At 68.0% G+C, this 13,815-nt stretch carries 12 protein-coding genes and 2 pseudogenes; 6 read left to right on the forward strand and 8 right to left on the reverse strand.

From position 1 onward, the window contains the following. Window positions 1-6: 6 nt before the first annotated feature. The 8 genes from OK349_RS17960 to OK349_RS17995 all read right to left on the reverse strand — a co-directional run bounded on the left by OK349_RS17960 (window position 7) and on the right by OK349_RS17995 (window position 10,197). Window positions 7-1,932, reverse strand: coding sequence for a TonB-dependent receptor plug domain-containing protein (locus tag OK349_RS17960; RefSeq protein WP_265119278.1), 1,926 nt, complete (start codon window positions 1,930-1,932; stop codon window positions 7-9). A 106-nt stretch (window positions 1,933-2,038) separates the two neighbouring features. Next, the gene (locus OK349_RS17965; RefSeq protein ID WP_265119279.1) at window positions 2,039-2,362 is read right to left on the reverse strand and encodes a hypothetical protein; all 324 of its coding nucleotides are present in this window, start codon (window positions 2,360-2,362) and stop codon (window positions 2,039-2,041) included. Window positions 2,363-2,396: 34 nt separating this feature from the next. Further along, window positions 2,397-4,496, reverse strand: a complete 2,100-nt coding sequence (locus OK349_RS17970; RefSeq protein WP_265119280.1) for a malate synthase G — start codon at window positions 4,494-4,496, stop codon at window positions 2,397-2,399. Window positions 4,497-4,568: 72 nt separating this feature from the next. Next, window positions 4,569-5,021: a MarR family winged helix-turn-helix transcriptional regulator gene (locus tag OK349_RS17975; RefSeq protein WP_265119281.1), complete on the reverse strand. Its 453-nt coding sequence runs from the start codon at window positions 5,019-5,021 to the stop codon at window positions 4,569-4,571. Window positions 5,022-5,112: 91 nt separating this feature from the next. Continuing rightward, window positions 5,113-6,414 (reverse strand): MFS transporter, encoded by a 1,302-nt coding sequence (locus OK349_RS17980; RefSeq protein ID WP_372340582.1) that lies wholly within the window; start codon window positions 6,412-6,414, stop codon window positions 5,113-5,115. A 12-nt stretch (window positions 6,415-6,426) separates the two neighbouring features. Then, on the reverse strand, window positions 6,427-7,221 hold the full coding sequence (locus OK349_RS17985) for a 2-keto-4-pentenoate hydratase (RefSeq protein ID WP_265119282.1): 795 nt from the start codon (window positions 7,219-7,221) through the stop codon (window positions 6,427-6,429). 67 nt (window positions 7,222-7,288) lie between these two features. Continuing rightward, complete coding sequence (locus OK349_RS17990; protein WP_265119283.1) at window positions 7,289-8,728, reverse strand: mannitol dehydrogenase family protein; 1,440 nt, start codon at window positions 8,726-8,728, stop codon at window positions 7,289-7,291. Continuing rightward, window positions 8,725-10,197 (reverse strand): UxaA family hydrolase, encoded by a 1,473-nt coding sequence (locus OK349_RS17995; protein ID WP_265119284.1) that lies wholly within the window; start codon window positions 10,195-10,197, stop codon window positions 8,725-8,727. Before OK349_RS17995 ends, OK349_RS17990 begins: the two co-directional genes overlap by 4 nt. A 73-nt stretch (window positions 10,198-10,270) precedes the next feature. On the opposite strand from OK349_RS17995, the gene OK349_RS18000 reads away from it, so the two are divergent. The 6 genes and pseudogenes from OK349_RS18000 to OK349_RS18025 all read left to right on the forward strand — a co-directional run. Further along, on the forward strand, window positions 10,271-11,290 hold the full coding sequence (locus OK349_RS18000) for a LacI family DNA-binding transcriptional regulator (protein WP_265119285.1): 1,020 nt from the start codon (window positions 10,271-10,273) through the stop codon (window positions 11,288-11,290). Window positions 11,291-11,413: 123 nt separating this feature from the next. Further along, complete coding sequence (locus tag OK349_RS18005) at window positions 11,414-11,671, forward strand: hypothetical protein (RefSeq protein ID WP_265119286.1); 258 nt, start codon at window positions 11,414-11,416, stop codon at window positions 11,669-11,671. A gap of 22 nt (window positions 11,672-11,693) precedes the next feature. Then, a pseudogene (locus tag OK349_RS18010) lies at window positions 11,694-11,969 on the forward strand (substrate-binding domain-containing protein); the annotation flags it as partial. 93 nt (window positions 11,970-12,062) lie between these two features. Continuing rightward, entirely contained in the window at window positions 12,063-12,905 is an 843-nt protein-coding gene (kduI, locus tag OK349_RS18015) for a 5-dehydro-4-deoxy-D-glucuronate isomerase (RefSeq protein WP_265119287.1), read from the forward strand. A gap of 5 nt (window positions 12,906-12,910) precedes the next feature. Beyond that, window positions 12,911-13,666 carry a 2-dehydro-3-deoxy-D-gluconate 5-dehydrogenase KduD gene (gene kduD, locus OK349_RS18020; RefSeq protein WP_265119310.1) on the forward strand — a complete coding sequence of 252 codons (756 nt, stop codon included), beginning with the start codon at window positions 12,911-12,913 and terminating at the stop codon, window positions 13,664-13,666. A gap of 25 nt (window positions 13,667-13,691) precedes the next feature. Continuing rightward, a pseudogene (locus OK349_RS18025) lies at window positions 13,692-13,815 on the forward strand (sugar kinase); the annotation flags it as partial.

Here is a 13,815-nt window from a genome sequence, read left to right on the forward strand (position 1 = left end):
CCCGCGTCAGTCTCCGCCGCCGAAGCGCAGGCGCACGCCGGCATTGACCACGAACCCGTCGGTCGGCGCCCAGGCATCGACGGTCCATTGGCCGTCGGGCGCGCGGCTCGGGCGGAGCAGCGAGTTGTAGCGCGTCTGGCGGACGTTCAGGATGTTCTCCAGGTTGACGAACAGCCGCGCCTTGCCGACCGCGGCTTCGGCGAGCAGGCCGAGCTCGAAATAGGGCTTGCCGGTCAGGCGATAGGGATTGTCCTCCAGGTCCTGCTCGCCGGTATAGTAGAGCTCAAGGCCCACCCGGCCTTTCTCATGATCCTCCCACATCGCGACCAGACCGGCGCTGTGGCGCGGGGTGAGCGGCACGATGCGCCGCCCGCCGCCCGCCGGATCGGGCTCGGTGGCGTCGACATAGACATAGCTGCCGGTCACCACGAAATCGCTCCAGCGATAGCGCAGCAGCAGCTCCGAACCGCGGATGCGCGTCTGCCCCGCGACGTTGACCAGCCGCACGCGATCCGGAGCGACCGCGTCGAGCCGGGTCGCATCGTCCATGTTCGAGCCGAACAAGGTCACGTTCGCCTCGATCCCATTGCGGGCATAGCCGATGTCGAGCGAGGCGGTCGTCGCGGTCTCGGGCGCGAGCACGCCGAGCGGTTCGAGCCGCGACAGGCCCGCCGCCTCGATCTCCTCGACGAACGGGGTCGGCGCATAGAAACCGCGCCCACCCGAGACGCGCACCGTCCACGCGCCAGGCTTGTAGAGCAAGGACAGGCGCGGGCTGAACTGGGTGCCAAATTCGTTGTGGAAATCGAGCCGCGCGCTGCTCGCCAGGGTCAGTTCGGGGAGAACATCATGCTCGACCTGCGCGAAGATGCCGGGCACGTCATAGCGATAGTCGAACGCCGGGAAGGTCTTCGATCGGAAACTGTCGCGCTGCCACGCGACGCCGCCGACCCAGTTGGTCCCGCCCGCCCTGCCCGACAGCGACGCCTCGGCGAAGACCGTGCCGTGGCGGTCGTCCTCGACGACATCGCCGAAACGATGGACATGGCCCTGCGTCATTCCCGCCGCCCGGAGGTGCGCCGCGAGATCGCCGCCCAGCGGCAGCTTCGCGACCAACCCGGCATCGAGCCGGTCCGTCTCCTGATCCTGCCGGAAGGGAAGGCCGTCGGGCGCGGTGCGGCCGTCGAGCGTGCCGCCGCGGCGTTGCTCGCCCATCGCGCCGCCGGTGAGGAACAGGCTGGCCCCGGCATCGCCTTCCCAGAACAGGCGCGGGCGCACCGTCCAGCGCTCAAAGCCCGGCATGTCGATCCAGCCATCACCGTCGAGGTCGCGGCGGCGCTGGCGGTGATAGCCGCCGGTGATCGAACCGCCGAGGTTCGCGGCGAGCGGCGCGGCGGCATAGCCGGTGACATCCTGTCCGTCGCGCGTGGTGGCGTTGAGCAGCAGCTCGCCCTCGGCTTCGGCGCGGGGCCGCCGCGAGACGAGGTTGATCACCCCGCCCAGCGCCGAAGGGCCATAGAGCGCCGACGCCGCGCCTTTGATCACCTCGACCTGGCCGAGGTCGGTCGGCGGGATCTGCAGCAGGCCGAGCGAGGAGGCCTGGCCGCCATAGAGCGGCAGCCCGTCGGCGAGCAGTTGCGTGAACCGGCCGTCCATCCCCTGGACGCGGATGTTCGCGGCGCCCATCGCGGGGGCGGTGACCTGCACGCGCAGGCCGCCGGTCTCGCTCAGGATCATCGCGACATTGCCGGGGCGCATGAGGATCTTCTCCTCGATCTCCTCGCGATTGAGCACCTCGACCCGGACCGGCTCGTCCTGCACGCGGCGGTTGGAGCGGGTGGCCTGGACGACGATCTCCTCGTCCTCTTCTTCGGCCTGGGGTGCAGGCGGCGCGGCAATCGTCTGGGCGGACGCGGGATGGGCGGCAAGCATCGAAACCCCCGCCAAGAGGGCGCAAGAAATGGAACGTTTCATGTGAACTTCTTCCTGGACTGAACGAGCAACGGCACGGGCATGCGGCCCGCGCGGCGATGTCGGTTCAGGCGGAAGGCGGTTGGAGCGGCGGCGCCTGTGCGAACGAGCGCAGCGGCGCGACACGCGGCGTGAAGGTCATCGGCGCCGCGGTGATGCACGACTCATCGTTCGCACGCGCGCGCAGGTCGGGCGCGACATGACAGTGATGATGGCCGGCTTGCGCCGTGCCGTCACGATCCGCGCAGTCGCCATCGGAGTGCTGGTGCGCGGCTTCCACCGTCACAGCCTGATCGAACGATACGCTGCCATGCGCCTGCGCCGGTTCGGCGACATTCGCGCAGCACCACAGCACCGCTGCGATCAGGAAAAGGCGCGCAAGCAAGGCCATCGCCCGCGCCTTTAGCGGCTCGCGCCGTACGTGCCTAGCCGCGCGCCTTCGCCTCAGCGCGGAAGCGGTGCAGCAGCGGCTCGGTATAGCCGTTGGGCTGCGCGACGCCCTCGAACACCAGCGCGCGGGCCGCCTGGAAGGCGAGGCTGGTGGCCTCGTTCCCCGCGATCGGACGGTAGAGCGGGTCGTCGGCGTTTTGCGCGTCGACCTTGGCCGCCATGCGCGCGAAGGCGGCATCGATATCCGCGGCGGTGGCGACGCCATGGAGCAGCCAGTTGGCCATGTGCTGCGAGCTGATGCGCAAGGTCGCGCGGTCCTCCATCAGGCCGATATCGTGGATGTCGGGCACCTTGGAGCAGCCGACGCCCTGGTCGATCCAGCGCACGACATAGCCGAGGATGCCCTGGGCATTGTTGTCGAGCTCACGCGCGATTTCCTCGGGCGTCCAGTTGCGGCCCTGCGCGACGGGAATGGTCAGCAGCGGTGCGAGACCGGGCACAGCCTCGCTTGCGATCTCGCGCTGGCGCGCGAACACATCGACCTTGTGATAGTGCATCGCGTGCAGCGTCGCCGCGGTTGGCGACGGCACCCAGGCGGTGTTGGCGCCGCTCAACGGATGACCGATCTTCTGGTCGAGCATCTCGGCCATGCGGTCCGGCGCCGCCCACATGCCCTTGCCGATCTGCGCCCTGCCCGACAGGCCATGGCGCAGGCCGATGCGGACATTGCGGTCCTCATAGGCCTTGATCCAGGCCGACGCCTTCATCTCCGCCTTGGGGATCATCGGGCCGGCGCGCATCGAGGTGTGGATCTCGTCGCCGGTGCGATCGAGGAAGCCGGTGTTGATGAAGGCGACGCGGTCCTTCACCGCATGGATGCAGGCGGCGAGGTTGGCGGAGGTGCGCCGCTCCTCGTCCATCACGCCGACCTTGATCGTGTGGCGATCGAGCTCGAGCAGGTCCTCGACCGCGTCGAACAGGCGGTTGGTGAAGCCGGCCTCCTCAGGGCCGTGCATCTTGGGCTTGACGATGTAGATGCTGCCGATGCGGCTGTTGCGATATTTGCCCAGGCCGCGCAGGTCGTGCAGCGCGATCGTCGAGGTGAGGATCGCATCGAGGATGCCCTCGGGCGCTTCTTCGTCGCCGAGGCGCACCGCGGGGGTGGTCATCAGGTGGCCGACATTGCGCACGAACAGCAGCGAGCGGCCGGGCAGCTCGAGATCGCTCAGGAAGGGGCGCTGGTAGACGCGGTCCTCCGCCAGCCGCCGGGTCATCGTGCGGCCCCCCTTCTCGAAGCTCTCCTCGAGGTCGCCGCGCATCAGGCCGAGCCAGTTGGTGTAGGCCGCGACCTTGTCGTCGGCGTCGACCGCCGCGATCGAATCCTCGAGATCGACGATGGTGGTCAGCGCCGCTTCGAGCAGGACGTCGGCGATGCCCGCGGGATCGGTGCGGCCGATCGGATGGACGCGGTCGATCATGACCTCGATATGCAGGCCGTTGTGCCGGAACAGCAGCGATTCCCCGCGCGTGCCGGCGAGCTGGCCGGGATCGGCGAGCGGCAGATCGCCGCCTGTGAACTCGGCCCAGCGCATCCCCGCGAGCGGCACCGCTTCATCGAGGAACGCCTTGGCCGCCGCGATCACCTGCGCGCCGCGTTCGGCATCATAGCCGCCGGGCTGCGCGGTGCCGGGCAGCGCGTCGGTGCCGTAGAAGGCGTCGTAGAGGCTGCCCCAGCGCGCGTTGGCGGCATTGAGCACGAAGCGGGCGTTGAGCGCGGGGACGACCAGCTGCGGCCCTGCCATGGTGGCGATCTCGGCATCGACATTCGCGGTGCCGATGCTGAAGTCGCCGGGCTCGTCCACGAGATAGCCGATTGAGCGCAGGAAGGCCTCCTGCGCCGCCGGGTCGGCCGCTCGCGCGGGATCCTCGGCGCACCACGCGTCGATCTGCATCTGGAGCGCGTCGCGCCGGGCCAGCAGGTCCCGGTTCTCCGGCGCGAACCGGGCGAAGATGTCCGCTGCACCCGCCCAGAATGCCTCCGCCGCAATGCCCAGATCGGGCAGCACGCGCTCCTCGACGAAGCGCGCGAGCGGCTCCGCCACCGAGAGGCCGGCGCGCGACTGGTAGACGGTCATTGGAATCCTCCTGGGTGATGTGCACATGCCCTGGGGAGGCGGTGTCTGACTAGTCGAGCGGAGGGGCTCCGATCAACCCCCTGAGCCGATCGCGGCGGCAGCGCATTCAACGCGCTCGAGCATCGTGCGAAGCTGCGACAACTCGGTCTCGGACAGGCTTTCGAAGATGCGGCGCTCCATTTCCAGCGCCTTGGGCGCGACCTGGCGGTAGAGCGCCCAGCCGTCGATGCTGAGCTCGAGCAAATGCGAGCGCTGGTCGTCGGGGTTGGGCGTGCGCGTGACGAGGCCGCGCTCGTAGAGCGAGATCGCCGCGCGGCTCACCGTCACCTTGTCCATCTGGGTGCGCCCGCACAGCGCCTGCTGGCTCATCGCCCCGAATTCGGCGAGCACGGTCACCAGCCGCCATTCGGGAATGCGCAGCCCGAACAGCGATTGATAGGCCCCCGCGATCGCCCCCGAGACGCGGTTGGACGCCACGGACAGCCGGTAAGGCAGGAAGGCGTCGAGCTTGAGTGTTGCCGTCATAGGACAGTGATGCCCCGAACCCGGTCGGGGCGCAATGATATGATTACTTCATTGCGCCCAAACCGGGACTTGAGACAGAATGTGTCAAACTTTAGTCGACCTTGACCGGTTCGAGCCGCGGCGAGAGCAGGTGCACCACCAGCAGCGCGAGGAAATAGGCGCCGCCCGCGACCCAGAAGAGCGGCCAGTAGACGCCGAGCCGGTCGAGGATCTCGCCGGCATAGAAGGCCATCAGGATGCCGCCGATCGCGCCGAGCGTGCCGCCGATGCCGACCACCGAGCCGACCGCGCCGCGCGGGAACAAGTCCGAGGGCAGCGCATAGAGATTGGCCGAGAAGGCCTGGTGCCCCGCAGTCGCGACGCCGATCACCAGCACCGCCAGCCACACGCTGGTGATCGATTCGGCGAACACCACCGGCAGAATGAGGCAGGCGCAGACGAACATCGTCACCTTGCGCGCGAAGTTCGCCGACCTGCCCGCCTTCATCAGCCGCGACGACATCCAGCCGCCGAACACGCTGCCGGCGTCGGAGATCAGGTAGATCGCCGCCAGCGGCAGACCGAAGGTCAAGAGATTGAGATCGTACTGTTTGAACAGATAGCCCGGCAGCCAGAACAGGAAGAACCACCAGATCGGGTCGATGAAGAACTTGCCGAGCGAATAGGCCCAGGTCTCCCGGCGCGTCAGCACGGTCAGATAGCCGATCGGCTTGACCGGATCGGCCGGGTCCTGCTCGATCCAGGCGAGTTCGCCTTCGGTGACCTTGGGATGCTGGCGCGGACTGCGATACATCGCCCACCACGCGATCAACCACACGAAGCTGATCACGCCGGTGATCACGAACGCCATGCGCCAGCCCCAGGCGACGACCATCAGCGGCACCACCAGCGGGGTGATCACCGCGCCGATATTGGCGCCGGCGTTGAACACGCCGATCGCGAAGGCGCGCTCCTTGGCCGGGAACCATTCGGTCACTGCCTTGATGCCCGCCGGGAAGTTGCCCGATTCGCCGATGCCGAGGCCAAAGCGCGCCATGGCGAACTGAGTCATCGAATAGGCGCCGCCATGCGCGATGTGCGCGAGCTGCCAGATGACGAAGGCGACCGCATAGCCGAGGCGCGCGCCGACCATGTCGACGAACTTGCCGAAGCCGATATAGCCGATCGCATAGGCGATCTGGAACCAGATGATGACGCCGGCAAAGTCGCGCTCGGACCATTGCAGGTCCTCCATCAGCGTCGGCTTGAGCACGCCGATCATCTGGCGGTCGACATAGTTGATCACGGTGGCCGCGAACAGCAGCGCTACGATCATCCAGCGATAGCGCCCGGCGTTGGCCGCCGCCTGCGTTCGAATGCCCTCAGCCCCGACCGGTGCCTGCGTGCCGTCCATCATCTTCTCCCATCACGCCACAGGCCTGGCCGCCTCGATCGAGCAGCTCACCTGCATCTCAGCGAACGTCGCCGTCACCGTCGCGCCCACGCTCACCTCGTGCACGCCGGTCACGGCGCCCGAGGAAATCCATTGCCCCGGCTCCAGCGCGATGCCGCGCGCCGCCAGCGCCCCGAACAGGAAACGCGCCGCCCCAAGTGGGCCGTCGAGCATGTCCCGGGCAACAGCCCTGCCAGCTTCCTGACCATCAATCAACAGGTGGACTGGCCAATCTGCGAAGCCCGAATTGCGCCAATCCGCGATCGCCTCGCCGATCACCAGCCCGTAATTGTTGCCGAAGTCCGAAATGGTGACGAGCGGGCCGAGCGCGTTGATCCCGGGAAAGGGCGAGCTCGCGATCTCGATGCCGACATGCACCGCGTCGATCAGCTCGGCCGCCTCGTCCATCGTATAGCTGGTCTTGGCCGGATCGGGCGCGCGGCCGATGCGCAGCAGATACTCGGCCTCGCCCGCGGCAAAGCCGTCGGCGAAGACCGGCATCGCGGGGCTGACGCCGCATCCGTCATGCACCGAACCCGCGAAGATCGGACCGGCGAGACGGTTGGTGCCGAGCGCGCCGTCGAGCGGCGGGCCGATCTTGCCGACCTTCCACCCTGCGACCCGCCCGCCGCTCAGCGCCAGCGCGCGATCCTGGATCGCATAGGCGTCCGCCAGCGAGGACGGCGGCGTGCCCGGATAGTCGGGAAGCCCGGTCGCGGCGCGGCGCGCGGCGACGAATGCCTCGGCGATCGCGTCCAGTTCGTTCATCCACCCCTCGCTTTCATCCTTTGCGCGAGGGGTAATGGAAACCGGTGTCAGTGACAAGAGCCCGCAATCAGCGCGCGAGCAATGCCTCGATCCGCCGCTCGGCCAGCGCCTGCACGGCGCCGGTCACAGCGGCGCGGAACGCGGCATTGCCGGCGATCTCGGGCCGGAAGACCGAGTCGAAGGCGAGCAGCCGTTCGGCGAGCTGGACCGGCGATGCTCCAGCCGCTGCTTTGGCCAGTGGCCCGGCGAGCGGATCGGTGATCGCGGTCCCCTCGGCGGCGCGCCGCGAGATGAAGTGCATCCACGCCGCCACCGGCACCGCCAGCCGCTCGACCGGCCGCCCGGCACGGATCGCCGCCGCGACGGTGTCGAGCAGGCGATAGGGCAGCTTCTGCGACCCGTCCCACGCGATCTGCGACAGCAGGTGCCGGATCGCAGGATTGCGGAAGCGGTTGAGCACGGCCTGGGTGTAGGCGGCGTGATCGAGGCCCGCGACGGGGTCGAGCACCGGGACGATGTCCTGAAGTGCGAGCCGCTCGGCAAAGGCGGCGAGCGCGGGCTCGCCCATCGCGTCGGCGACCGTCTCCAGCCCCAGCGCGAGACCGAGATAGGCGAGGCTCGAATGCAGGCCGTTGAGGATGCGCAGCTTGGCGCGCTCGTAACCGCCGACATCGCTGGTCAGCGTCGCACCCGCTCCGGCGAGATCTGGCCCTTCGGCGAATTGATAGGGCCCGATCACCCACTGGGCGAACGCCTCGCGCTGCACCGTGGCGCGGTCCTCGACGCCCAATTCGGCGGCGACCTTGGCATAGAGCGCATCATCGCTCGCCGGGGTGATCGAATCGACCATCGTGTCGGGAAAGGCCGCGGTGTCGGTGATCCACTTGGCGAGATCGGCGTCGCGCGCCTCGGCCAGCGCGATCGTCGCCGCGCGCAGCTTGCCGCCATTGCCCGAGAGATTGTCGCAGCACAGCACCATGAACGGGTCGGCGCCCGCCGCACGGCGCGCCGCCAGCCCCTGCACCAGCCAGCCGACGAAGCTGCGCGGCTCGCCGCCCGCGAGGTCGGCGACGATGTCGGGGTGGTTCGTATCGAGCGTGCCGTCGCCCGCGAGGCAATAGCCCTTCTCGGTCACGGTCGAGGTGACGATGCGCACCTGCGGGTTCGCGAGCAGCGCTGCGACCTTCGCGCCGCCGCCCGGGCCGATCCATTCGCGATGCGCGCCGATCACGCGCATCGACGGCTCGCGGTCGAGGATCGCCAGCGTATAGAGCCCGTCCTGCGCCGCCAATGCTTCGACCGTGCCCGGCGAACGCAGCGAGACCGCGGCGATCCCCCAGCGCGGGTCGCTCGCCAGCACCGTGTCGAAATAGGCCGCCTGGTGCGCGCGGTGGAAGGCGCCGGGGCCGAAATGCACCACGCCGGTCGCGACCTGCGCCGGATCATAGCCAGGCTTGCTCACCGCCGCGGGCAGGTCCCGCAGCGTTTGCAGCGACAGTCGGTTCAAAGCGTTACCCCTCGTTTCCAGATCGCGATCTCGCGCTCGTCGTTGCGCTCGGCGGCGGCTTCCTCACCCGATGCGATCGCGGCGATGCGCGCGAGCAAGGCGTCGGCGGCGACATCCATGCCGTCGGTCAATACCTGCCCGGCGTCGAAATCGATCCAGCCCGGCTTGCGCGCGGCGAGATCGGAGTTGGAGGCGATCTTGAGCGTCGGCGCAGGGAAGCCGAGCGGCGTGCCGCGGCCGGTGGTGAACAGGATCACGTTCGCCCCTGCCGCCGACAACGCGGTCGAGGAGACGGCGTCGTTGCCCGGTGCCTCGAGCAGGGTCAGGCCCTTGCGCTTCACCTGCTGGCCATAGTCGATCACATCGGTGACGATCGCCTGCCCGCCCTTCTGCACCGCGCCCAGGCTCTTTTCCTCCAGCGTGGTGATGCCGCCCGCGATGTTGCCCGGCGACGGGTTCTCGGAGACCGGCTCGCCATGATCGAGGAAGTAGCGCTTGAAGCGGTTCACCAGCGCGCCGATCGCGTCGAACGTCGCGGCATCGGCGGCGCGCGCCATCAGCAATTGCTCGGCGCCGAAGATTTCGGGGATCTCGGTCAGGATCGCCGCACCGCCGGCATCGGTGACGCGATCGGCCATGCGCCCGACCAACGGATTGGCGGTGAGCCCCGACAGCCCGTCCGACCCGCCGCATTTCACGCCGAGCACGATGCGGTCGAGCCCCATCTCCTCGCGCTTCGTCAAGGCCGCCTGTTCGGCCAGTTCGAGCACCGCGGCAACGCCATCGGCGACCTCGTCCGAGGCGGCCTGCGCGCCGACGGTACGCACGCGCCCGCGCGTCTCCGGAGGCAGGGTCTCGAGCAGCGCCGACAACTGGTTCGACTCGCATCCCAGCCCGACCAGCAGCACGCCCGCGGCATTGGGATGCTGCGCCAGCGCCGAGAGAATGCCGCGCGTGCCGTCGAGGTCGCCGCCGAGCTGCGAGCAGCCGAACGGATGGGCAAAGGCGTGCACGCCATCGACGCCGGCGGGCAGCAGCGCCTCGGCCTTGGCCGCGATCTTCTGCGCGGTGCGCCCGACGCAGCCGACGGTCGGGAGCACCCAGATCTCGTTGCGCGTGCCCGCGCGGCCGTCGGCGCGCGCATAGCCGCGCCAGCGGATCGCGGACGCAGCCCCCTGCCCCTTCGCCGCGGCCCCGCCGCCGCCATAGCTCGCCTCGCCCGCCAGCGCGGTCGCGACATTATGGACATGGACGTGCGCGCCCGGCGCGATCGGCGCGGTCGCGCGCCCGATCGGGAAGCCGAACTTGAGCACCGCATCGCCGGGCGCATGCGCCGCCAGCGCGAATTTGTGCCCGCGCGGGACCGCGTCAAGCAGCGTCACGCCGAGCACGGTTTCGCCCGCTTGAAGGTCGCGCAGCGCGGTCGCGACGCTGTCGCCGGGATGGATTTGAAGAGCAGCAGGAATCATCATACGAATTCAGCAGCGCCTAGAGCAACAGCCCGCAATTGGCTAGGGCCCGCATGCGCGCTATGCACTTGCCATGAAAAAAGGCGCGCAGGCGACAATCAACGATGTAGCGCGACTGGCGGGGGTATCCAAGAAGACCGTCAGCCGCGTGATCAACCGCTCCCCCTTGCTCAACGAGGAAACGCGCGAGCGGGTCGAAAAGGTCATTGCCGAGATCGGCTATGTTCCCAACCCCCAGGCGCGCGCGCTGGCATTGCGGCGCAACTTCCTGATCGGGCTGATCCACGACAACCCCAACCCGCATATGGTGCTCAACGTCCAGCAGGGATTGCTGGAAGTGTTGCGCGACACCGAGTTCGAGCTGATCGTCCACCCGGTCGATCGCGGATCGACCACGATGCTCGATGATATCCGCCGCTTCCTCGAGCGCCAGCGCCCCTATGGCGTGATGATCCTGCCGCCGATCAGCGAGAATGATTCGATCGCCGCTTTGTGCCAGGAGATCGGTGCGCGTTACGTGCGCATGGGCTCGGCCTCGTTCGACGATGCCGAGCATATGGTCGCGTCGAACGACCGCGAGGTGGTGCGCGGCGCGGTCGCGCACCTGATCGAGAACGGGCACAAGCGCATCGGCCTGGTGCTCGGCCCGCACGGCTTCCGCTCGGCGCACGAGCGCAGCCAGGGTTACGAGGCGGCGCTCGACGATGCCGACATCCCGGTGCAGCGCACGCTGATCGCACAGGGCGACTATACGTTCGAGTCGGGGATGCGCGCCGCGGAACGCCTGCTCGACCTGTCGCCACGCCCGACCGCGGTGTTCTGCTCGAACGATGCGATGGCGGCGGGGGTGTTGCACACCGCGCGCCAGCGCGGGCTCGACGTGCCGCGCGACCTGTCGATCGTCGGCTTCGACGACACCTCGATCGCCTCCTATCTATGGCCGCCGCTCACCACGGTGCGCTGGCCGATCGCGACGATGGCGCGCGCCGCGGCCTTGAAGCTGATCGGCGACGGCGAGGATGAGGAAAGCGGGGAGTCGCTGTTCGTCTCCACGCTGATCCGCAGGGCATCGGTCGCGCCGCCGGTGGAGTGAGAGGGCGTTCGTGGCCGCCGGGCCCTCGTAACAGGCACTTAACTATCGCAAGTTGACGGAGTGGCTTGGCTATGAGACGCATCGCCTGCCAAACCCATAGTCCGAGGTGTCTCCATGCGCACTATGAAGCTGCTTGCCACAACCGTCGCCGCCTTGAGCATATCGGCCTCACCGGTCCTCGCACAGGCGGCAAAGCCGGCTCCGGCTGGTGCTGCCAAGAAATTGTCTCTGTCGAATACAGGGTCTGTGCGTGCATCCACCGCTGCGGGGGATAGCAACCAGCTTACTTCTGCGATACTCATCGGCGTGCTCGCAACTGTTGCAATTATTGGCGGCATAATCGTACTTGCCGATAACGATGACGACCCCGATAGCCCCTGAGCCAGATTAGGCGCCGCGCTGCTCGAACGACGCGATGGCGGCCGCCTGTTGCACACCGCGCGCCAGCGCGGGCTCGACGTGCCGCGCGACCTGTCGATCGTCGGCTTCGACGACACCTCGATCACCTCCTATCTATGGCCGCCGCTCACCACGGTGCGCTGGCCGATCGCGACGATGGCGCGCCGCGGCCTTGAAGCTGATCGGCGACGGCGAGGACGAGGAGAGCGGGGAGTCGCTGTTCGTCTCCACGCTGATCCGCCGCGCCTCGGTCGCCCCCCGTCGGAATAGCCGAACATGACTTTGGTTGAAAAGTGATCTGACACCGGTTACCGAATTAGTAGAAATCGACATCCTGCCGTCTTCGCGGCGCGACGTATCATTGGAGCTCCATATGTTTGATCGGACCTATTACGCGACGCATCCGGACATGATGGAGTGCGTGTCGAACGAGGAGTTGCGCGAGCGGTACCTCATTCAGGGCCTGTTCCGGGAGGGCGAGGTTGTCCTCAACTACACGCACGCCGACCGGTTCGTGATCGGTGGGGTGGCGGTGGGCAGCGGCCCGGTCAGGCTGCCGGCGCAGGAAGAGCCGGCCTCGGCCAAGGGGCATCCGTTCCTCGAGCGGCGCGAGATGGCGGTGGTCAATGTCGGCCAAGTCGAGGGCATCGTCACCGTCGATGGCGAGGTTTTCACGCTCGGCAACAAGGACTGCCTGTACGTCACAATGGGCGCCAAGGACGTCGAGTTCAGCGGCAACGGCGCGCGCTTCTACATCGCCTCGTGCCCCGCGCATAAGGGCTTCCAGACGCGCAAGCTCGGCATTGCCGACGCCAACGCGCTGGAACGCGGGAGCCTGGCGGAATCGAACGAGCGCACCATCTACCAGCTGGTCATCCCGGGCGTGTGCGACAGCGCGCAGCTGGTGATGGGGCTGACCGTGCTCAAGCCGGGCAGCGTGTGGAACACCATGCCCCCGCACATCCATGAGCGGCGCAGCGAGATCTATTTCTACTTTGAGCTCGACAATCTCGACACCGACCGGGTGATGCACTTCATGGGCGAGGGCGAGGCGACCCGCCACATCGTAGTGCAGAATGAGGAAGCGGTGATCTCGCCGCCCTGGTCGATCCACATGGGGGCGGGCACCAAGGCGTACGCGTTCATCTGGGCGATGGCGGGCGAGAACCAGGACTATACCGACATGAACGTCCTCGACATCTGCCAGCTGGCATGACGCAGATGACCAACCCCTTCGACCTTACGGGCAAGGTCGCCGTCGTCACCGGCGCCAACACCGGCATCGGCCAGGGCATCGCCCTCGCCCTTGCCGCGGCGGGCGCGGATATCGCCGCGGTCGGCCGCTCGGCCGCGGCCGAGACAGTCGGACAAGTCCGTGCGCTCGGCCGCAAGGCGGAGATCGTCAGTGCCGACCTCTCGACGATCGAGCCTGTGCAGCGGGTTGTGGACGAGACTGTGGAAAAGCTCGGCGGCTTGCACATCCTCGTCAACAATGCCGGCATCATCCGCCGCGCGGACTCGGTCGACTTCACCGAGGAGGACTGGGACGCGGTGATCGACACCAATCTCAAGTCCGTGTTCTTCCTGTGCCAGGCGACGGCAAGGCACATGATCCCGAATGGCGGCGGCAAGATCATCAACATCGCCTCGATGCTGACCTTTCAGGGCGGCATCCGCGTGCCGAGCTATACCGCCTCGAAGAGCGGCGTCGGCGGCCTCACCAAGCTGCTCGCGAACGAATGGGCGTCGAAGGGCATTTGCGTGAACGCGATCGCGCCCGGCTACATCGCCACCAACAACACCGACGCACTGCAGAAGGACGAGACGCGCAACCGCCAGATCCTCGAGCGCATCCCGGCGGGGCGCTGGGGCGACCCCGCGGATCTTGGCGGCGCGGCGGTGTTCCTCGCCTCGTCCGCGTCGGACTATGTGCAAGGCCATATCCTCGCGGTAGACGGCGGCTGGCTGGCGCGCTGAGCGCCGGCATAGCTGAGGAGACATCATGGCCGGCCCTATCGTCTGTTTCGGCGAGTTGCTGCTTCGCCTGACCGCGCCGGGGCGTGAGCTGCTGCTGCAGACGCCGCGGTTCGAGGTGGTGGTGGGGGGCGCGGAGGCCAATGTCGGGA

This window comes from Sphingomonas sp. BT-65 (assembly GCF_026107375.2).
In the GTDB taxonomy this organism is placed as follows: domain Bacteria; phylum Pseudomonadota; class Alphaproteobacteria; order Sphingomonadales; family Sphingomonadaceae; genus Sphingomonas.